The 19,754-nt window shown below is 43.1% G+C and carries 17 protein-coding genes and 1 tRNA gene; 6 read left to right on the top strand and 12 right to left on the bottom strand.

All coding sequences use genetic code 11. The annotated features are described in order from the left end of the window. Positions 1-372 precede the first annotated feature (372 nt). Positions 373-1,419 carry a TRAP transporter substrate-binding protein gene (locus QL982_RS04490; RefSeq protein ID WP_290164889.1) on the top strand — a complete coding sequence of 349 codons (1,047 nt, stop codon included), beginning with the start codon at positions 373-375 and terminating at the stop codon, positions 1,417-1,419. Positions 1,420-1,524: 105 nt separating this feature from the next. Here QL982_RS04490 and QL982_RS04485 read toward each other — a convergent pair whose 3' ends face one another. Genes QL982_RS04485 through QL982_RS04470 form a run of 4 tightly spaced genes read right to left on the bottom strand, consistent with a single transcriptional unit; the run spans position 1,525 to position 3,571 of the window. Beyond that, a complete protein-coding gene (locus QL982_RS04485; protein WP_290164890.1) occupies positions 1,525-1,845 on the bottom strand; it encodes a hypothetical protein in 321 nt (106 codons plus the stop codon). 10 nt (positions 1,846-1,855) lie between these two features. Then, complete coding sequence (locus tag QL982_RS04480; protein WP_290164891.1) at positions 1,856-2,146, bottom strand: hypothetical protein; 291 nt, start codon at positions 2,144-2,146, stop codon at positions 1,856-1,858. After that, positions 2,133-3,344, bottom strand: a complete 1,212-nt coding sequence (locus QL982_RS04475) for a DUF3596 domain-containing protein (protein WP_290164892.1) — start codon at positions 3,342-3,344, stop codon at positions 2,133-2,135. The genes QL982_RS04480 and QL982_RS04475 overlap by 14 nt, the downstream gene beginning before the upstream one ends. 11 nt (positions 3,345-3,355) lie before the next feature. Next, a complete protein-coding gene (locus tag QL982_RS04470; protein WP_075107543.1) occupies positions 3,356-3,571 on the bottom strand; it encodes a hypothetical protein in 216 nt (71 codons plus the stop codon). 150 nt (positions 3,572-3,721) lie between these two features. Here QL982_RS04470 and QL982_RS04465 point away from each other — a divergent pair, with 150 nt between their 5' ends. Continuing rightward, complete coding sequence (locus tag QL982_RS04465) at positions 3,722-3,946, top strand: helix-turn-helix transcriptional regulator (protein WP_095570171.1); 225 nt, start codon at positions 3,722-3,724, stop codon at positions 3,944-3,946. 241 nt (positions 3,947-4,187) lie between these two features. Here the strand turns inward: QL982_RS04465 and QL982_RS04460 are convergent. Then, positions 4,188-4,264, bottom strand: a tRNA-Val gene (locus QL982_RS04460). Between the two features lie 311 nt (positions 4,265-4,575). Here QL982_RS04460 and QL982_RS04455 point away from each other — a divergent pair. Beyond that, positions 4,576-5,553, top strand: coding sequence for a glutathione S-transferase family protein (locus QL982_RS04455; protein WP_290164783.1), 978 nt, complete (start codon positions 4,576-4,578; stop codon positions 5,551-5,553). A 196-nt stretch (positions 5,554-5,749) separates the two neighbouring features. Here QL982_RS04455 and hemB read toward each other — a convergent pair whose 3' ends face one another. The 5 genes from hemB to QL982_RS04430 all read right to left on the bottom strand — a co-directional run bounded on the left by hemB (position 5,750) and on the right by QL982_RS04430 (position 15,462). Further along, entirely contained in the window at positions 5,750-6,757 is a 1,008-nt protein-coding gene (hemB, locus tag QL982_RS04450; RefSeq protein WP_290164782.1) for a porphobilinogen synthase, read from the bottom strand. 399 nt (positions 6,758-7,156) lie between these two features. Further along, positions 7,157-8,932, bottom strand: coding sequence for an efflux transporter outer membrane subunit (locus QL982_RS04445; RefSeq protein WP_290164781.1), 1,776 nt, complete (start codon positions 8,930-8,932; stop codon positions 7,157-7,159). After that, positions 8,932-12,159, bottom strand: a complete 3,228-nt coding sequence (locus QL982_RS04440) for an efflux RND transporter permease subunit (RefSeq protein ID WP_290164780.1) — start codon at positions 12,157-12,159, stop codon at positions 8,932-8,934. Before QL982_RS04440 ends, QL982_RS04445 begins: the two co-directional genes overlap by 1 nt. Positions 12,160-12,193: 34 nt before the next feature. Next, positions 12,194-13,594 (bottom strand): efflux RND transporter periplasmic adaptor subunit, encoded by a 1,401-nt coding sequence (locus tag QL982_RS04435; RefSeq protein ID WP_290164779.1) that lies wholly within the window; start codon positions 13,592-13,594, stop codon positions 12,194-12,196. A gap of 842 nt (positions 13,595-14,436) precedes the next feature. After that, positions 14,437-15,462: a polyprenyl synthetase family protein gene (locus QL982_RS04430; protein ID WP_290164778.1), complete on the bottom strand. Its 1,026-nt coding sequence runs from the start codon at positions 15,460-15,462 to the stop codon at positions 14,437-14,439. A 569-nt stretch (positions 15,463-16,031) separates the two neighbouring features. Between QL982_RS04430 and rplU the strand changes: the two genes are divergently transcribed. The 3 genes from rplU (at position 16,032) to lolA (ending at position 17,839) form a co-directional block, all read left to right on the top strand. Further along, the gene (gene rplU, locus QL982_RS04425) at positions 16,032-16,343 is read left to right on the top strand and encodes a 50S ribosomal protein L21 (protein ID WP_057761012.1); all 312 of its coding nucleotides are present in this window, start codon (positions 16,032-16,034) and stop codon (positions 16,341-16,343) included. A gap of 91 nt (positions 16,344-16,434) precedes the next feature. Beyond that, positions 16,435-16,692 carry a 50S ribosomal protein L27 gene (rpmA, locus tag QL982_RS04420; RefSeq protein WP_201536385.1) on the top strand — a complete coding sequence of 86 codons (258 nt, stop codon included), beginning with the start codon at positions 16,435-16,437 and terminating at the stop codon, positions 16,690-16,692. A 463-nt stretch (positions 16,693-17,155) separates the two neighbouring features. Continuing rightward, the gene (lolA, locus tag QL982_RS04415) at positions 17,156-17,839 is read left to right on the top strand and encodes an outer membrane lipoprotein chaperone LolA (protein WP_290164785.1); all 684 of its coding nucleotides are present in this window, start codon (positions 17,156-17,158) and stop codon (positions 17,837-17,839) included. A 328-nt stretch (positions 17,840-18,167) separates the two neighbouring features. Here lolA and scpB read toward each other — a convergent pair whose 3' ends face one another. Together scpB and QL982_RS04405 are read right to left on the bottom strand one after the other, a co-directional pair. After that, positions 18,168-18,782 (bottom strand): SMC-Scp complex subunit ScpB, encoded by a 615-nt coding sequence (gene scpB, locus QL982_RS04410; protein WP_290164188.1) that lies wholly within the window; start codon positions 18,780-18,782, stop codon positions 18,168-18,170. 70 nt (positions 18,783-18,852) lie between these two features. Further along, entirely contained in the window at positions 18,853-19,674 is an 822-nt protein-coding gene (locus QL982_RS04405) for a segregation/condensation protein A (protein ID WP_290164204.1), read from the bottom strand. Positions 19,675-19,754: the final 80 nt, after the last annotated feature.

Genomic DNA, 19,754 nt, shown 5'->3' with positions numbered 1-19,754 from the left:
CTACTTATCTTATTAACATTTTTACTTTCAATACATTTTTACAAAATCATTGCGGACAGTGGGTTGCAAAAACAGCGTATTAAAAGGGTCTGGATACCAGAAAAGCAAGCAATATCTGAATTCCTAGCGTACTTAACTAGCCGATGTTTGTAAGGTATTACATTATCACAAACGTTAGAGAATAGTCATTAAATGATTTGACAGCTATCACTTTAGTTGCTAATTTCAGATGAGTGTTCAGTTGTACGTTAAGTATATATTGACCTAATTATTTATAACCACTACTAATGGTGTATTTAACTTACCTGTCAAATACTATAAAAACATAAGTTAAATTAATGAACTTATGACTACTATCAAAAGGAATTGATAATGAAATTAGCACCCATTTTTCTGATAAGTGTGCTAGCCGCGATGAGCCTTTTAGGTTGTTCAAACCAATCTAGTAATGGTACGACTTCTTCAGAAGAGACCACTGTTTTACGTTTCTCACATTTCTATCCTGCAACATCTGATATTAATAAAGAGATTTTTGAACCTTGGGCAAAAAAAATCGAAGCTGATTCGGGCGGGCGTCTTAAAGTTGAGGTATATCCTTCGGCCACTATCAGTAAAGCGGATACAGCTTATGAGTCTGCTGTAAAAGGAACCATTGATATTGGCTCACAAGTACAAGGTTATACAAGTGGTCGATTCCCACTATCTCAGATTGCAGAGCTTCCAGGATTATCTAACTCATCAACACAAACAGGCTGTATGCTGCAAACCTTGTATGACAATGGTACGATTGCTGACGAGTATAAAGATTCTCACTTGCTCTTTATGTTTGCCACAGGACCTGGAACCTTGCACAGTACTAATAAATTGATCAGAACTCATGAGGATATGAGAGGTATGCGTATTCGTAGGCCTTCAGCCGTTGCAGGTGACATCATCGAGAGCATGGGAGCATCTCCGGTTGGGCTACCTGCCAATGATATATATACTTCTTTACAGCGTGGTGTCGTTGATGGCTTGAGCTTTCCATGGGAAGCTATGGAGACTTTCAAACTAAATGAGTTGACGAAGTATCATACCAATATGCCATTTTATAGTTCTGCTTTAATGGTAACTATGAATAAAGATAAGTATGAAGGTCTGCCAGAGGACTTGAAACAAGTTATTGATGACAATTCAGGTATGACTCTTAGCAAAAAAGTAGGGTCAATGTGGGATAAGACTTACTCAACGCAACTACAAGCAGCTATCGATCAAGGAGACGAAGTTGTCGATATCCTAGACCCACTCAATGACCCAGATTGGAAAGGCCCACTTGAAAAAGGTACAAAGAAATATCTTGATGATGTGGAGTCTTTAGGACTAGATGCTTACGGGGTCTATGATAAGGCTAAAGAAGCTAGTGTAGTCTGTAAAGTGTAATCTGATAAAAATTTTAGCTAAAATATAGCTGAACTGACTAAATTGAAAAAGCCCCAACTTTGAGCTGAGGCTTTTTTGTTTTTTTGATTCTAACTATTTCAAGATTTACCTGCCTAGGACAAACTGTCCACCAGAAAAGCTAATACACCCCTCACAAAACCAAGAGTTCAATCTCCTTGCATGAGGAATATCTGCTGGGACATCTAATTGATAGGGACGACCACAGTATTCACAGTGTACGTCATCTAAATAAACCTGACATTTTGCAAGTGTAGCAAATAAAACATCAGTCTCCGTGTTGTGTTCATAACAAAGCAGTTCTAAATGCGCTATATAATCACTGGGCGACACATAGGACCAATACTCATGGCACAAACGCTTTGCTGTATCCTCTAGAGCTGAATCAAAGACGAAGTTCATGCTCATAATACCCTCCTTAGTATCCATAGCCAGTTTGTGGTAGTAGCTCGTAGAGCTCACTCTGTAGCTGACTACACATATCATCAAAGACATAGTCGAGATTAGTTTCTAAGCGCTTCTGTACCCATATGCGCAGCGCCGTATGATTATCAAAGCAACTATCAATACTTAGGAACCTAGCCAAACCAGTACCTGACTGAATATAGAGCTCACAAATGAGGTAGTTAGCAATATTATCTGCGCCATTACTGACATAGCCACTAGGTTTAAACGTCGCATGCAGTTTATCGTAATCAATCATTTTCATTGTGAGGTCCCTTATCGGTAGATACCTGAGCAATCTGACTGCGATTGACCAATGCTTCAAATGCACTACCATCCTGCCGAGTCATATTCGGTACGTAACGGCTATATGTGTTGAATAGCATCTTAGTTGTAGCGTGTCCCATTTGACTGGCAATCCACTCAGGACTTTCGCCAGCAGCCAACCATAGCGTTGCTGCGGTATGACGAGACTGATAAGCATTACGCTTCTTCAGACCCAAAATCTTAAGAGTAGGGTGCCAAACACGTTTATTCACGTTGTTGTAGTCAAGTGGCTCACCCGTATGCGCGCAAAATACATAGTCAGATCGCTTATAAGTGATGGTCTGCTGTTGCTTCAGAGCATCGTAGACCCAAGGTGACATTTGAATTGCACGGTAAGACTCTTGAGTCTTAGGAGGAACAATTTTGCCTTTGACATAAGCTTGTTTGATCACAATCTCACGTCGATTAAAGTCAATGTTCTCCCACGTCAACCCATCAATCTCACTCGTACGCATCCCTGTAAAAAAACGTACCAGATAATAATTGCGATAGTCTGCTCTTACACCATTAATAAATTTCCAAACCTCATCTAGTGTGAATGGTTGAATATCCGTTTTAGGCTGTTTGAGCGCATTGATATCGTAGTAAGGATTATCAAATTTATAGCGTTTAGCTGCTTCTTTTAGTATCATACCTAAAGGTACCATTATCGAATTGATGCGTGCCGCTGACAGATGTTTGTTAGCTTTTCCGTACGTTACTTTGGCGAGCGATGAACGGAAGGCTAATACATCTGTCTTTTTTATGAGATGAATGGGTTTAGTCCCAAACTTAGCAATCAAGTACATATCAATAATCTCCTTTATTTTGCGCTTATAGGTATCGCGCCATTCAATTTCTTTTTCAGAGAACCATAATTCTGCAAACTGTTCAAAAGAGGGCGTATCGGTATTAATACATTCCTTGCGATCGTTTAACGCTACCATCTGTGCCGCTTTGTCACTTTTTGGAAAGTACTTAGCGTAATTGAACAGTCCTAAGATGATTTCTGCTTTCATTTTCTCAGCCACTTTCTCAAGCTTCTTGCGATTCGCTGGTGTGTCTGTTAGGTTTGTCGTCTCCCGACAGCGTATACCCATATAATAAAAATCGACAAATAGCATATTGCTCCCTTTGCGCCTTCTGATACTAGCCATCATATTTCTCCTTATTGTAGTGCCATGGCGTTGACGCTACCGGCGATACCAGTGCGCATATCTTTTTCAATCTCCTCCCAAATGTACAAAATCTTACGACCACCGAACGGGCGTATATAATGAATGCCTTCGATAAGCACACTATCCTTGAGCTCATTACGGATAGTACGAGGGTTATATTTGATGAGCTCAGAAAGCTCTTGGGTAGTTAGGTAAGTATGTGACATAATAAATTCCTTGTAAGCCAATTAAATAACTAGGTTGTTTTATCGAGATAACAAATAATTCTATGAAAGTATTTTGTTATTCGATAGAAGTACTTTACTAGCTATCGTTAGTCGATGCAAGTACTTTTTTAGTCTATTAAGGAATTATTAATGATTTTATGTAATTTACCAGTGCTACTAGCTGAACGACGTATGAAGGTGGCAGATCTAATAAGAATGACAGGAATTAGCAAGTCAACAGTGCACAAGATCTATAACGAACAGACTTCAAGAATAGATTTTGACACTATGGATAAAATTTGTGAGGCACTAGATATTGAAGTAGGTGATTTATTTACTTATGTACCTAACGAGTCGCTAGATAAAGAGAAGTAAATTAATCTTGAGAGCGCTTTAGATGATTCAGGGTAGAGGTCAAAAGTGCTACTCTGGAAGGAATGCTAAATAGAGAGCAGGCACAACTTAGGCACAATTTGGGCACACACGTTTTTTGATGACGTTTGCTGAAAGTGAGAAAAGAGGAAATTTGCATCGACGTATAGTTTCCTTTTCCGCTACAGCCTATATTTCACGGACAAAAAAAAGCCCCAATCTTAAGATTGGGGCTTTTCGAATCTGGTAGGCGTAATCGGATTCGAACCAACGACCTCTACCATGTCAAGGTAGCGCTCTAACCAACTGAGCTATACGCCTATTTAGGTCATGCATTTTAGCAAGTTTTTCAAATTTTGCAAGTCTTTTTTATCATAATTCTGCCTTATTATTATAAAATTTAGGATTAAGCCTTATATTGAGTATTGTGAAAGATTTTTTATGTATTTTTACTAAATGTCTTGCTTAACTGGTTTAGTTTTTATTGTTAATGAAAGGGTAAAGTCTCATGAATAAGCGCCTACAACTGCTATGATATCTCTGGAAATGAAGTGATTGTTATCATGATGATAAGTTAGAACCAATCATCTTTCACAAAAGTTAAATAAAAGTCAGAAAAATCGGAGAATAAGATGGGTCTATTGGTAGATGGGCAATGGCAAGACAAATGGTATGACACAGAGTCTAGCGGTGGACACTTTCAGCGTGAAGATGCTGGTTTTAGAAACTGGGTCACAGTAGATGGTAGCGCAGGGCCTACAGGTATAGGCGGCTTTAAAGCTGAGCCTAACCGCTATCATCTATACGTGTCGCTAGCGTGTCCATGGGCACATCGTACTTTGATTTATCGTAAGCTCAAAGGCTTAGAGGATATGATTTCACTGTCTGTCGTTCATCCGTTTATGGGTGAGAATGGTTGGACGTTTGCAGCAGGAGAAGGGGTTATTACCGATCCACTGAACCATGCATCGAATGCCTATGAGATTTATATCGCGGCAAAACCAGACTATACAGGGCGCGTCACGGTGCCTATTTTATGGGACAAGCAGACTAACACCATCGTTAGCAATGAGTCGTCAGAAATTATCCGTATGTTTAATTCAGCTTTCGACGAAATTGGTGCTGTAGCAGGTGATTTTTTACCGAACGAGTTATTACGAGAAATTGATGAGATTAATGCCTTTGTTTACTCTGCGATAAATAATGGTGTATATAAAGCAGGGTTTTCGACCACACAAGAGGCTTATGAAGAAGCCGTGACCGCACTATTCGACGCACTAGATACGTTAGAGGTACGCCTGTCAGGTCAGCGCTATTTGGTAGGCAATACCATAACAGAGGCCGATTGGCGATTGTTTACGACTTTGGTACGTTTTGATGCTGTGTATGTCGGGCATTTTAAATGTAATCTGCATCGTATCGTTGATTACCCAAATCTATGGGGATATCTGCGTGATTTATACCAAGTGCCAGGTATAGCAGAGACGGTGAATATGACGCATATCAAGCAGCATTATTACACCAGTCATGCCAATATTAATCCTACGCGTATCATACCTGCTGGCCCAGTGATTGATTTTAATGAGCCACATAACCGTGCACGTCTATAGTTTTATAGTCAGCGAACTGCTAAACCGCTACGGTGTTACCCTCCTTAGATGTACAATCTGCAGTCGGCTGCCTTGTACCCATGTACCCATTTTAGAGTTCTTTGACTATATTTATCAAAAAATATTCAAAAAAAGCCCCAACTGCTTAATAGTAGTTGGGGCTTTTTTTGTGAGATTAAATATAGGTTAAATACTATTAAGCATTGTTTAGCTGACGTGCGGCTTCTAGGGCAAAGTAAGTCAAGATGCCATCAGCACCTGCGCGGCGGAAGCCAATTAATGATTCTAAAATGACCGCGTCACTCAACCAGCCGTTTTGAATGGCAGCCATGTGCATGGCATATTCGCCAGAGACCTGATAAGCAAAGGTTGGTACGCCAAAGGTATCTTTGACTTCACGAATCAAATCTAAGTATGGCTGACCAGGTTTAATCATCACCATATCAGCACCTTCATTGATGTCCATTGCCACCTCATGTAATGCTTCTGCACGATTGCCAAAATCCATCTGATACTGTTTCTTATGGCCGCCTTTTAGGTTTCCAGCACTGCCGACGGCATCGCGGAATGGGCCGTAATAAGAAGAGGCGTATTTAGCTGAATAGGCCATGATAGCGGTATTGACAAAACCTTCGGCTTCAAACGCATCACGCATGGCTTTGATACGGCCGTCCATCATGTCACTAGGAGAGATGATATCAGCGCCCGCGCGTGCATGTACAAGTGCTTGCTTGACCAATACTTCGATGGTGGCATCATTGATGACGTAACCGCTGTCATCAAGCAGACCATCTTGACCATGTGAAGTGTAAGGGTCTAGCGCCACATCAGTCATGACGACCATTTCTGGCACAGCGTCTTTGACCGCTTTGATCGTACGTGCTGTCAGGGCATTTTCGTCATACGCTGATCTACCATCCGGTGTCTTTAGTGAGTTATCAATCACAGGGAAGATATCGATGGTCGTAACACCTTCTGCCAATAGCTCTTTGGCATATTTAATCAGTAGATCAATGGATAGGCGCTCGACACCTGGCATACTCGCAATTGTTTCGCGCTGGTTTTCGCCTTCTAATACAAAGACGGGAGCGATGAAATGCTTAGGATGTAGTTCAACTTCACGAATCATCGCTCGCACGTTATCGTTATAACGTAGACGGCGCAAGCGAGTAGCAGGGTATTGGCGATTAAAAGTATAAGTCATCATAATTCCTTATTTTAATTACAATCAGGGTTATTCGGATGTTAACTGCGTCAGGCTCTGTTAGATCTGCTTTATAAAGCAGTCCAATTTTTTATAGAATTCATATAGGTAACAGTGTGTTCGATAAAATGTCACTATAGTCATATCATTATATAAGTATTACTGCATTAACCTCGCTTGAAGTATTTAATATACATCTACACTCGGTTGCCTTGTACTACTTTTAAATTGAATCGACCATACTATAACCAAAAGACGTCAATAAAAGCAAAAAGCCCCACCAAGTCGGTAGGGCTGATTGTACGTATCGACTGTCAATGTGAGGATACCGTTACGTCACAAGATGATGATTGTCTAATTTAAGGCCTAACAATCTTTGTAACGTGAACTGACTCTACACTATTTTTTAATTAAGCGCGTTTCTTCAGTGATCACACCTACGGCAGCATCTTTTTTACCATCATCGTTAACATCGACAACAGCAGTAGGGGTAAAGGTAGTCGTTTCTACAGGTTGTGCCTGTTTGATAGCCACTGCTTCTTGTTGAGAAGCAACACGTGCCGAGCCAGCTGCATCGATAGCCTTGGTCGCTTTTGCCTTATTGGTATTGGCAGCTACATTAGCGATTTGCGCTAAATTGGTATGTTGCGGCACAGGAATGGCAGTCGGTATGTCTAGATTTGAACCACCGCCGAGCACTTGATATAACTCAATCTGGCTAATGATTTTTTGTAGCTCTAAATTCAAGATACCTTGCTGAGTTGAGAACAGTGAACGCTGCGCATCAAGTACATCTAGATAGTTTGAGATACCTGCCTTAAAGCGTGCATCTGCTATCTGATACGTCTGCTCAAAATTATCCTGCAGGCGATACTGTGCATCGAGCTGCTCACCAAGAGTTGCACGCGTGGCAAGCACATCTGACACTTCGCGGAATGCCGTTTGAATAGAGCGCTCATAACCAGCAAGCGTCTGCTTACGTTCAATCTGCGCCACATCATAATTGGCATCTAAACGGCCTGCATCAAAAATAGGTACGCTAATGCTTGGCCCAAATGACCAGCCAACGGCACCACTTTTAAACAAGTCATTTAAGCTACCGCTACTCACGCCCACACTACTGGTCAAGCTAATAGATGGGAAGTAAGAAGCACGGGCCACTTCGATATTGGCACCAGCGGCTTTTAGGTTGTATTCTGCTTGTAAAACGTCAGGACGATAGCGCAGTAATTCACTGGGTAGACCCGCATTAAATATCTGCTGGCTGGTGATATTACTGACGGCAGGTTTTGGAATAAGAGCATTTGGAATAGCGCCACCGACCAAATATTGCAGTGCGTTGCGTGACTTGAGAATACTGGTATTCGCACGTAATACGGCAAGCTTGGCATTCTCTAGCGCTGCAGAGGCCTGCAATGAAGGTAGCTTAGGATCAATACCTGCTTCAAAGCGTTTGTCCGCGATAAAGAGCGAGCGCTCACGACTTTTAACCGTAGCTTCAGCCAGCTTTAACTGCGCTAAGCTGTAGCTTAAATTGGCATAGCTTTGCGCAATATTACTAATCAAGCTGATTTGAGTGGCATCTTTGGCTGCTGTGGTCGCCAAAAAGTTCTGCAATGCTTGATCTTTTAAGCTTGAGATTTTACCCCAAAAGTCTAGCTCGTAATTGGCAAGGCCCAAGTTGACACTGTAGCTACTACTAGCATTTCGATCAGTGCGATTCTGTGCTGAACGAGTATAACCAGCATTGCCGTTGATAGCGGGTAGGTCATTAATATCGGTAATCTGATATTGGGCCCGTGCTTTTTCAATGGCTAGGCGCGCACTTTCAAAGTCTTTGTTTTTTTCAAGACCGAGAGCAATCAGACCTTTTAGGCGCTCATCGCTATAGAAGTTCTGCCAGCGTTGACTGGCGATACTTGCCTGATCAGCACTACTGACAGTTTCTTTGTCATACGCGCCATAGGCTTGCTGAACCGGAATATTAGGCTCAGCAAGTACAGGGCGCATATCTGCTTTTGGAATCGTGTTACAAGCGGCCATGCTTATTACTAACGCAGTCAAACCTAATAGGCGACCACTGTTTTTGCGCAAACGTGACAGCGCTGGCTGCGCATCGATAGCTGTAATAGCTACCGATGACGAGTTAGTGATAGTTGTTTTTTGAGCACTCATTATGTATTGTCTCCAAGACTTGCAGGCTGATAACTCTCAGAAGGCGTTGGGTTGTGTGAGTCAGGCGTACCATTGTCACCATCTTTATCGTTGGGTGTGTTGTTCTCATATTTATGCGGGAACGCACTGCGGACCCAGATATAGAACATTGGGATAAAGAAGATACCTAAAAGGGTCGCTGTGATTACACCACCGACAACACTAGTACCAATGGCGTTTTGACTGCCTGAACCTGGCCCACTCGCCAAGAATAATGGCACAACACCCAGCCCAAAGGCAAGTGAGGTCATAATGATCGGACGCAAACGCTGACGTGCAGCAGTCATGACGGCCTCTCTGAGACTGTAACCTTCTTCTTGGTGCTCTTTTGCAAATTCGATAATCAAAATGGCGTTTTTGGCGGATAGACCAACGACAGTCAGTAGACCAACTTGCAAGTAGATATCATTGGCAAAACCACGTAGCCACGTAAATATTACCGCACCTAAGACCCCAAGTGGAATCACTAGTAGGACAGAGACAGGTATCGACCAGCTTTCGTACAAAGCCGCCAAACATAAGAAGACAACTAGGATTGAAAGCGCATAAAGCATTGGCGCTTGGGCACCTGACTTTTGCTCTTCCAATGACATGCCTGTCCACTCGTAACTGATACCCTCAGGGAGCTTGTCTATCATCGCTTCCATTGAGCTCATCGCTTCACCAGTACTGAGACCGGGTGCGGCGCTACCTTGAATATTCATTGACGGTAAGCTGTTATAGCGAGTAAGACGCGGTGAGCCCGACTGCCACTCACTACTAGAAAAGGCATCAAACGAAATCATATCGTTCATGTCATTTCGTACATACCATTTACCAATATCATCAGGGTTGGTACGGCTGCTGGCTTCCCCTTGTACATAGACGCGTTTGATACGGCCACGATCGATAAAGTCATTAACGTAGCTTGAGCCCCAGGCTGTTGAGATGACACTGTTGATATTGCTTAGTGACAGGCCATACGCCGCCGCTTGTTCTTGATTGATATTCACTTTAAGTTGTGGCGAGTCTTCTTGACCATTAGGACGTACGCCCGCCACTTGATCGCTCTGTCCAGCCATACCAAGGAGCATGTTTCGGGCTTCAAGTAGCCCATCATGTCCGAGGTTACCACTGTCTTGTAGCATTAAATCAAAACCACTGGCATTACCAAGCTCGGTAATCGCTGGCGGTACGATGGCAAATACTTGTGCTTCGTTTAGCTGCGTAAAGAAATACCCCATCGCTCGACCAGCAACAGCCTGAGCCGTGTTTTCATCGCCAGAACGTTTTTCCCAGTCCGACAATCGAACAAATGCCAGACCCATATTTTGACCTTGACCTGCAAAACTAAAGCCTGCAATGGTAAAGACTGACTCAATGTTATCCGTCTCTTGAGTATCGTAATAGTTTCTGACTTTATCCAGTACGTCTTGCGTCTCATCCAACGTCGAGCCAGCAGGAAGCTGAACCAAGGTAAACATAATACCTTGATCTTCTTCTGGCAAAAACGAGCCTGGAATACGTAAGAATACAACTGCCATGATACCGATAATGGCAGCATAACCAACCATATATAGCCATTTAAAACGAATGCTTTTGCCTACAAAGTTTTCGTAAGAGCGGCTAAGTTTAAAGAAGCCACGGTTGAACCAACCAAAGAAGCCTTTTTGCTTTTCGGTACTGCCTTTTTCATGACTCTTGCCACGTTTTAGCAATGTCACACAGAGGGCAGGGGTGAACACCAGCGCGACCATGGCAGAGAGCGTCATGCTGGTAATCAGAGTAATAGAGAACTGACGATAAATCACACCAGTTGAGCCACCGAAGAACGCCATCGGTATGAATACTGCGGACAAAATAAGCGCAATACCAATAACGATTTTACTGATTTCACCCATGGATTGGATGGTCGCGTCTTTGATAGAGATGTGAGGATCTTCTTCTAATATTCGCTCAACGTTCTCTACCACGACGATCGCATCATCGACCAATAGACCAATGGACAATACCATGGCAAACATAGTCAACACGTTGATACTAAAGCCCGCAATGTAAAGCACTGCAAATGTACCCAATAGAACGACAGGTACGGCAAGTGTCGGAATAATGGTTGCGCGCCAGTTCTGTAAGAAAATGAACATGACGATAAACACTAATACAATGGCTTCAATAAGCGTATGTACTACTTGCTCAATAGAGAGACGTACAAATGGCGTTGTGTCATAAGGAACAACTGATACTAGACCTGCTGGGAAGTTTTGCTCCAGCTCGGCCATACGTGCGCCAACAGCTTCGCGGGTTTCCAGCGCATTGGCACCGCCCGCAAGTGAAATACCTAGACCGGCGGCTTCTTGTCCGTTATATAGGGAAACAACACTATAGTTTTCACTACCGATTTCGACATCTGCTATATCACCCAAGCGTACTTGCGCACCCGAGGTGTCGGTTTTGAGTAGAATGTTTTTAAATTCTTCAGGGGTTTGCAGATAGCTTTGTACAGTAACAGTGGCGTTGATAACCTGTTTGTCTGTGTCGGCAGGTGCTTGACCCAATTGACCAGCAGATACCTGAGCGTTTTGTGCTCGTATCGCATTGACGACGTCAGATGGCACCATGTTGTAGCTACGCAAGCGTGATGGATCTAACCATACGCGCATCGCATAAGTAGAGCCAAAAACTTGTACTTCACCCACACCTTCGACACGACTGATCGAGTCGAGGACATTAGAGTTAATATAATCGGCAATATCAGCCCGATCCATACTGTCATCTTCAGAGATGAACGCCTGCACCATCATAAAACTGCTAGAGGATTTGTTGACGTTGACGCCTTGACGCTGTACAGATTCCGGCAACGAGCTCATCGCGGCTTGTAGTTTATTCTGTACTTGTACTTGCGCAGTATCAGAGTCGGTACCATTTTCAAAGGTCAGCGTTACTGACGCACCACCGTTTGACGAGCTCGATGATGACATATACATCAGGCCATCTAGGCCTTTCATGCGCTGTTCAATGATCTGTACGACTGAGTTTTCTACGGTTTGCGCATTGGCACCAGGATAGCTTGCACTGACTGAAATCGTTGGCGGTGCAATACGTGGATACTGTTCAATCGGTAGATTGAGAACGGATATTACCCCGATGAGCATGACCAAAACAGCCAGCACCCATGCAAAAATAGGGCGATTAATAAAAAAACGTGACATAGTATATCCCTAAGTCTTCCTGTCTTGAATGGAATTAGTTGGCAGCGGCTTCTGTTGGTTTTTTGCTAGAAGTCTCATCGCCAGCTGGCTTTTTATCCATCGTTTTTGCGGCTTGCTGTGGCGTTTTGCCATTAGGCGCTTTTTTGGCAGATGGCGCTGGATTTGCACTTTCTAGTGGTTTGGCGACCACTTCTTGTTCAGGCTTGACCTTAGCACCACCAATCACAACCACCTTATCACCCGCTTTCAAGCCATCAGTGACAACCCATTGTCCATCGTAAGTACCATTGATGGTGACTGGACGTACTTGGATTTTATTATTCTTATCAACGATATAGACTTGCGTTTCACTCTTAGGCGTACGGGTCACAGCGCTTTGAGGGACGAGAGCCGCGTTGGTAATCATGCTTTGCGTCAAGCGTGCAGTGACGTACATACCTGGTAGCAGAATATTGTTACTGTTTGGGAAAATAGCACGCAAGGTGATAGCACCTGTTGACTCATCAACTTTGGCTTCTGATAATGCAAGCTCACCACGTACTGGGTAAACAGAGCCATCTTCTAGCACCAATTCAACGGAGTTCATACCTGGCTGGGCCGTACCCTCTGCTATCTGCTGGCGGAGTTTTAGCAACTCAGAAGAAGACTGGCTGATATCGACATAGATAGGATCTAGGCGTGATATCGTCACGAGTGGTTCAGCTTGACTGGCGCTAACCAACGCACCCACCGTAAAGTTTGAGCGATCGCTTCGACCTGAGATTGGGGCACGTACTGTTGTACGACTATAGTCTAATGAGCTGGCTTGCAAACCTGCTTTTGCGCTTTCAATACCTGCTTTTGCGCTTTCAATGCCAGCTTTTGCTTGACCAATAGAAGCATTGGCACTTTGTACAGCAGCTTGAGCCGTGCGGACAGTTGTTACCGCTTGGTCATACTGTTGTTTAGAGATGGCATTAATTTCGACCAATCCGCTTAAGCGCTGCAAGTCATTCTGTGCTTGAGACAGTGTTGCTTGTTGGCTAACCAGATCAGCTTGTGCATTGACGCTATTGGCCATTGCTGTCTGATAGTTGGCCTGTGCCTGTTGTACGGCTGCTTGGCCACTGCTTATAGACGAGGCATAGTTATCAGTATTGATGCGATACAATGGCTGACCTTTTTTGACATTGCTTCCTTCACGGAATAGCACGTCGTCAATGACACCGCTGACCTGTGGGCGGACGTCAGCAATCTGGTAGGCTGCAGTACGTCCAGAAAAAGTTTGTACTTGAGGGACGGTATCGAGAGTGACTGTTTGAACGTTGACAACCGCGGGCGGCATTTGCTGCTGTGCGGCTTGCTCACCAGCGGCGTCCTCGTTTTTGTCACAGCCAACCAGTACAGCTCCAGATAGTACAGATGCTATTACAAGCGCAAGATAAGAGTGCTTCATCAATGTCCTCGGCGATATGTGTATAAAAATAATGACAGTATAAAAATCGATCAATAAGTTTGGTGTACTGAATATAAAGGGCTTGCTAGCGCTAAATATATAGAACTAATAGACTGGGGTGTGTTCTCATTTTGAAAAGGGTAATAAAAATGAGGACAAACCCTAAGCAATCCACAGAATGGATTCATAAATTTGATGGGTCATTATAAACTATTGGGGTAACCCTACAGTCAAGTGATTTGCGAGATGAGTTGGACTAAAAAATGGTAATATTACGTTTTACGAATTAATGAAGTAACGTCATAGTAAGCGTTGTCTCTATTACCAGCTAATAGAGTCAGGTACAACCTAGCATCAAAATATATTGTAAACTTTTGTTATAAATGCAAAGCCATATAAGGAATAAGGTCTTTAAGCGGTGAAAAATCACCTTTGTCAACAAAATGACCGTTTTAGCAACCTTTAATACTGACCACTGTCGTCTAGGTCTCTAATAGGGTTGATTCAATTCGAAAAAGAGCGAAAGTAACGATAGTCAATCCTCTATAAATTGGGTGCGGTGTCAGTCTCGCTTAGCCTACTATTTGTAGCACTTTCACTCGGCTTCCTTGTATCCAACTTATATTGAACAGACTATAGGTGCAGAGGTGTCAGAGAGACCTCAAGCACCATTAACGTTGTCACTTTTTTATAGTAGATTGCCTATAGCGTTTATCAAGCGTGGTTCAGTTTTCTGATAGCAGCTATCAACTATCAACTATGGGCACAATAATCATAGGCACAAAAACGATCGGCATAAACCTATCAGCCAAAACTACGAGCAGCAGATAATGACCGTAGCGCTATAGCAAACGCGCACTAGCAAGCTCAGTCAGCTGATATAAACCTTGACGATAACGATTGTCTGGTAGCGTGCTAAGGGCTTGTTGTGCCAGTTTGGTTTCTTCCCAAGCACGTTGCTTGCAATAAGCCAATGAGCCCGAATTGCGTACCAACTCGATAAGGTACTCGGCGTTCGGTGTTTTACCTGTTTGTACGGCGATACGAAGTTGCTCATAGCCTTCGGTGTCGCTGTCTTTGAGTAGCTCAAGTGCTTTGATCGTGGGCAAGGTAGGTTTGCCCTCTGCTAAATCATCGCCTAGGTTCTTGCCCATCACCTCACTATCACCACTATAATCAAGCACATCATCGATAATCTGAAAGGCATTGCCAAAATGCTGCCCAAAATCGCCCAATGCCGTCATGTATTCTGTTTTGTCCTGCAAGATAGCGGCACCTTGGGTTGCCATCATAAACAGGCGTGATGTTTTGCCATCGATAATGCGCAAGTAGTCTTCTTCTGTCGCGGCAGGGTTATGCTGATGCTGTAACTGCAACACTTCGCCTTCAGCGATATCACAAGTCCCATCTGAGAACACTTGCAACAATGGCAAACTTTGAAACCCAACCAACAGATTGAAGGCACGGGCAATCAAATAATCGCCGACCAGAACGGCAGTGGCGTTGTCCCATGTGGCATTTGCCGTTGGCTTACCACGGCGCTGCCCCGACTCATCGATGACATCATCATGGACTAGCGTCGCGGTATGCAGCATCTCAGTGATGGCGGCCAGATGCATGGCTTTTTCTGACGGATTGTCATCAAACATACGTGCACACAACAACGTAATCAGTGGGCGCATACGTTTGCCACCAGCATTGATCACATGCTGAGAGACGCTCATGACGAGCTGTACTTTTGAATTGAGACTGCCAAATACTTGCTGGTCCATCACCTCAAAATCATGGGCCACAATACTTTGAATATCAGCATAGCGTGGCGTTGATTGAGAAGCAGGCACGGTGTTATTTAAAGAGATACTAGTCATAATAAATAGTCATATTAATAAGAATAAAGAGAGTTGTTATAACCTTGACTTCATCTATCTATAGGTAAGGTATTATTTCGCTTATGATAGCATAGCTATATTTTTAAATTGTTGGTTAAAGTATATGGTCATAATAGATAGAGCGCATTTTATACAGGCCTTACCCTCTACGTTAAGTAGCATAAAACTTATAAAAAACTTTGCAGGCTTTGCATATATGGCTGTTGGTGTATTGCATGCTGCTTAGTCACATAAATGGCTTATAAAAGGCTGTAAGTAACTGATTGCATAAGTTATAATGGCCGCTGTTGGGCTTAATCTATCACTTATCATTACTATTTCTCATGCTTATATTCGTATTGTCGTTTATCGCCTTTCCTTGGTGAGCAGCCGTTATAGCAAAATGAGAGATGGTCATTAGTGTAACCACCTTGCAAAAACAAGAGGCGCGGCTTGCTTTTATGAGCAAAAAGCCGTAAAATCTTGCCTTTAATTTTTCCCTGTCGTGTTCGTCGTAAAAGCGTTGGTATAACATCAGCCACGGCACACGGGTTAAACGGAGTCATACAATGTACGCAGTAATTAAAACTGGTGGTAAACAGCACCGTGTAGTCGTCGATGAATTGCTTAAAGTTGAATTGCTTAAAGCAGAGAAAGGCGAAACAATCAAATTTGAAGACGTGTTGATGGTTGTTGACGGCGATAACGTCAAAATCGGTCAGCCTGTTGTTGATGGCGCTAGCGTAGAAGTTGAAGTTGTTGAGCATGGTCGCGGCGAAAAAATCCGTATCATCAAGCACAACCGTCGTAAGCATTATCACAAAGAACAAGGTCACCGCCAATGGTACACCTTGTTAAAAATCAAAGCCATTAATGCCTAATTATCCATTTAGCCATTATTGCTAAATAGCGCACTAAATGCTTAAGAGTTATCGCACCAGCGATAAGTCACATTAACAAGGAGATTTTCTCATGGCACATAAAAAAGCTGCCGGTTCGACTCGTAACGGTCGTGATTCAAACCCAAAAATGCTAGGCGTAAAAATCTTTGGTGGCCAAGCTATCACAGCTGGTAACATCATCGTTCGTCAACGTGGTACAGAATTCCACGCAGGCGAAGGCGTTGGCATGGGTCGTGACCATACTTTATTTGCACTGAATGACGGTGTTGTAAAGTTTGCGACCAAAGGCAAATTTAACCGTCGTTATGTTATGGTTGAAAACGCATAATTGTCCACTTAAGTCATTTTATTCTTTGAATGAGATGATTGGATAATGAAAAAAGCCCCTATTGCCTTATGGTAGTAGGGGCTTTTTATATTTATAGCGTGCCATAAAGAGAGTAATGATACGTTTTATGGGTAATGTTTTTAAAGCTACTACGGTATGTTGGCGCTCTCAAAGGCTTTGATGAGGCATTTTTATTAATATAGCTTCAATAACTGATAATGGTAAATGCGAACTTTTATCGTGTAACTGTATTGGTTACAAGCGTGTATGGCAGCCGTAGTAAAGATTGCAAATCATGACTAGGCGTGTAATAAAAAAACTGGCACACTGTTGCCATTGCTGATGGTAACCAGTTTTATCTTGGTAAAATAAGCATTTATAGAAAACAAAAATTTTAGTAAGCTGTTTTATTTTTTTAAGCGACAATTTTAAAGCGATGATGCTTTTTTAGAGAGGATTAATGATGACTTTATCAACGAAAAAATCGACCAAACAAAAAATGATGAGCGGTGCTTTAGCCGGCGTATTAATGACCTCGCTTGGTATTGCAGCCCCTATGATGGCTTTGACCCAAACGGCAACAGCGGCACCTGCTGACAATTTAACCGCTGCTAAGCGTTTGAATAAATTGCTGACCAATACCAAGAGTATGACGGCCAACTTTAGTCAAACCACCAAAGGCGCAAGCAGCGGCACATTTACAGGTTCTATGAGCGTCCAGCGTCCAAATAACTTCCGCTGGGAAACCAAATCACCATCAGAGCAGCTAATCGTTGCCAATGGTAACTCGATGTGGGTTTATGACAAAGATTTAGAGCAAGCGACCAAACAAAATGTCGATAGCCAAGTAGGTAACACCCCAGCATTACTGCTATCAGGTGACCCTAGCAAAATCGATCAAAACTTCAAAATCACTCAGCCGTATGACAATAAAAACTACTACGTGTTGTACCCAAAATCAGACAATGCGAGCTTCAAAGACCTTTCAATCAGCTTTAGTGGCGGCAAACCTGTCATGATGGTGTTAAATGATACCCTAGGTCAGACGACTTCTATCAAGTTTAGCGGCATCAAGATGAACCCAAGTATTGGTAGCGGTCAGTTTAAATTTAACCCACCAAAGGGTGTAGATGTTATTAATCAGTAAAAATGAGTGAGTGGGACTTATTGCTAAGCTTTGATATTGATTCAAAATTAGCCATTCAAAGAAAGGACAGATCCTATGCGGTCTGTCCTTTTTTATGTGAGTAACGATACTTTGATAATTATGTTCTAGGGCGTGTCCTCATTTTAAAAATGGTGATAAAAATGAGATAAATTGCAGTCAAACAAGGAAAATAGCGCAGATAATATCGAGATATTAGTCAGCTATTTGACGCCGTTTGGCAAGATTTAGCCATTTTTAACCCATTTAAATAACTATCGATTGAATTGAGGACACGCCCTAAGATGTTAAATATTTTTATTTAAATTATCTAAGACATGGCTCTTATGGCGTCCATATCTGGCATCGGTGGTAATTCGTCTAAGTGGCTCAACCCAAACGCATCCAAAAATTGCGCGGTGGTATGGAGTAATGCGGGACGGCCTAAGGTGTCTTTAAAACCTTTTTCGACGATCCAGCCTTTATCAAACAACTGCCGCAGTATATTACTCGATAATGTCACACCGCGTACTTGCTCGATATCGCTGCGTGTCACGGGTTGCTTGTAAGCAATGACACTCAAGGTCTCAAGTAACGCTTGGCTAAGACGCTCTTGACGCTGCGGAAAAATACGCTGAATGAGGCTGCTATAGTCATCCGATATCTGCAAACGATAGCCGCTGGCCGTCTCATGTAGTGTGAGCACACCCGTATCCAGTCGCTGTTGTAGCACGTCTAAGGCCTGCTTTAATGCTTTGGTAGATAATGACAGATGCTTCTTCAATGCATGTGCTGTCAGCGGTGCTTCTGAGGCATGTAAGAGCACTTCAATACGCTTGCTCACATCTTCAAGCACTGCAAGTTGTGCGTTAACTGATGAAGATGCAGTCACCGTAGTCGGCTCTTGGGTCTCATCCTGCTGCTTTGGGTCGTCAATATCTACCATCTAAAATGTGCTCTTATTTCAATACTGTGTTTTGGATGAAGGATAGGCTAGGAAACCATCCTGACGCTTGTTAGGCCAGCCACTGTAACGTGAGTTTTGTGGATTCATTTTCCATATTGGGCTGGTCAGACTCGTGGGGCGCAGAGGTGGTGATATTGCTATCTGTCTCAGTATGGACCACACCAACCAGCTGCCGTTTTATCAGCTCTAATACCGCGACGAAGCTTACAACTACGCCTATCTTGCCTTGTGCTTTATCCAGTAGCTCATAAAACGAGTGAGCACCATCCGTGCTCAGCTGCCGACTAATACTGGCAATGCGATCGGCAAGTGGTACGGCATCGACTTTGATGGTATGCATTTGATAGTCTGGTTGTAGCTGCATTTTAAATAAGCTATCAATCAGCAAGGTAGGTGAATAGCTCGGCAATTCAGCACTCATAACGTCTTGGCTAGGCATACTGACCATTGCCAAAAACACATCGCGCTCAAGACGAACCAAATTGTCCAAGCGCTGACTGGCTACCTTAATTTGAGCGTAGGCTTCAAGACGTTCAATCAACTCTGCCTTTGGGTCGCGCTCATCGGTAGGTGCTTCTGGTTTAGGCAGTAATAGCTCTGTTTTGATGGCAATCAACGTCGATGCCATCAGTAGGTAGTCGCCTGCCAATTCAAAATGCTCAGTATCCAACTCACTGATATAAGCCAAGTACTGCTCGGTAATTGGCAAAATCGGCATTTGTGTCAAATCGACATTGTTTTTTTTGACCAAATACAACAAAAAATCCAATGGACCCGCAAACTGTTCTAACCAAATCGCAAATGCTTGCGGCGGTACATAAAGATCTGCTGGTAAATGCTGCACGGGCGTTTGATAGATACGTAACGACATATCAGGGTTCACTGATTCATCATGCTCGCTCTGAGGATCTGTAGGCTGAGAAGTTGAATCAGCCATGGCAGATAAGGCGG

The sequence above is a fragment of the Psychrobacter sp. 5A.1 genome (assembly GCF_030407455.1).
GTDB lineage: Bacteria > Pseudomonadota > Gammaproteobacteria > Pseudomonadales > Moraxellaceae > Psychrobacter.
Note: the sequence above shows the minus strand (reverse complement) of the source record. Positions and strands in the feature narration are given on the sequence as shown.

What these genes read in the sequence shown, in the direction of transcription:
- rpmA (WP_201536385.1), top strand. Translation starts at nt 16,435, where the DNA reads ATGGCACATAAAAAAGCTGCCGGTTCGACTCGTAACGGTCGTGATTCA.
- scpB (WP_290164188.1), bottom strand. Translation starts at nt 18,782, where the DNA reads ATGGTAGATATTGACGACCCAAAGCAGCAGGATGAGACCCAAGAGCCG.
- QL982_RS04475 (WP_290164892.1), bottom strand. Translation starts at nt 3,344, where the DNA reads ATGGCTAGTATCAGAAGGCGCAAAGGGAGCAATATGCTATTTGTCGAT.
- QL982_RS04405 (WP_290164204.1), bottom strand. Translation starts at nt 19,674, where the DNA reads ATGTCGTTACGTATCTATCAAACGCCCGTGCAGCATTTACCAGCAGAT.
- QL982_RS04435 (WP_290164779.1), bottom strand. Translation starts at nt 13,594, where the DNA reads ATGAAGCACTCTTATCTTGCGCTTGTAATAGCATCTGTACTATCTGGA.
- lolA (WP_290164785.1), top strand. Translation starts at nt 17,156, where the DNA reads ATGACTTTATCAACGAAAAAATCGACCAAACAAAAAATGATGAGCGGT.
- QL982_RS04485 (WP_290164890.1), bottom strand. Translation starts at nt 1,845, where the DNA reads ATGAGCATGAACTTCGTCTTTGATTCAGCTCTAGAGGATACAGCAAAG.
- QL982_RS04465 (WP_095570171.1), top strand. Translation starts at nt 3,722, where the DNA reads ATGATTTTATGTAATTTACCAGTGCTACTAGCTGAACGACGTATGAAG.
- QL982_RS04480 (WP_290164891.1), bottom strand. Translation starts at nt 2,146, where the DNA reads ATGAAAATGATTGATTACGATAAACTGCATGCGACGTTTAAACCTAGT.
- QL982_RS04430 (WP_290164778.1), bottom strand. Translation starts at nt 15,462, where the DNA reads ATGACTAGTATCTCTTTAAATAACACCGTGCCTGCTTCTCAATCAACG.
- QL982_RS04470 (WP_075107543.1), bottom strand. Translation starts at nt 3,571, where the DNA reads ATGTCACATACTTACCTAACTACCCAAGAGCTTTCTGAGCTCATCAAA.
- QL982_RS04455 (WP_290164783.1), top strand. Translation starts at nt 4,576, where the DNA reads ATGGGTCTATTGGTAGATGGGCAATGGCAAGACAAATGGTATGACACA.
- rplU (WP_057761012.1), top strand. Translation starts at nt 16,032, where the DNA reads ATGTACGCAGTAATTAAAACTGGTGGTAAACAGCACCGTGTAGTCGTC.
- QL982_RS04445 (WP_290164781.1), bottom strand. Translation starts at nt 8,932, where the DNA reads ATGAGTGCTCAAAAAACAACTATCACTAACTCGTCATCGGTAGCTATT.
- QL982_RS04490 (WP_290164889.1), top strand. Translation starts at nt 373, where the DNA reads ATGAAATTAGCACCCATTTTTCTGATAAGTGTGCTAGCCGCGATGAGC.
- QL982_RS04440 (WP_290164780.1), bottom strand. Translation starts at nt 12,159, where the DNA reads ATGTCACGTTTTTTTATTAATCGCCCTATTTTTGCATGGGTGCTGGCT.
- hemB (WP_290164782.1), bottom strand. Translation starts at nt 6,757, where the DNA reads ATGACTTATACTTTTAATCGCCAATACCCTGCTACTCGCTTGCGCCGT.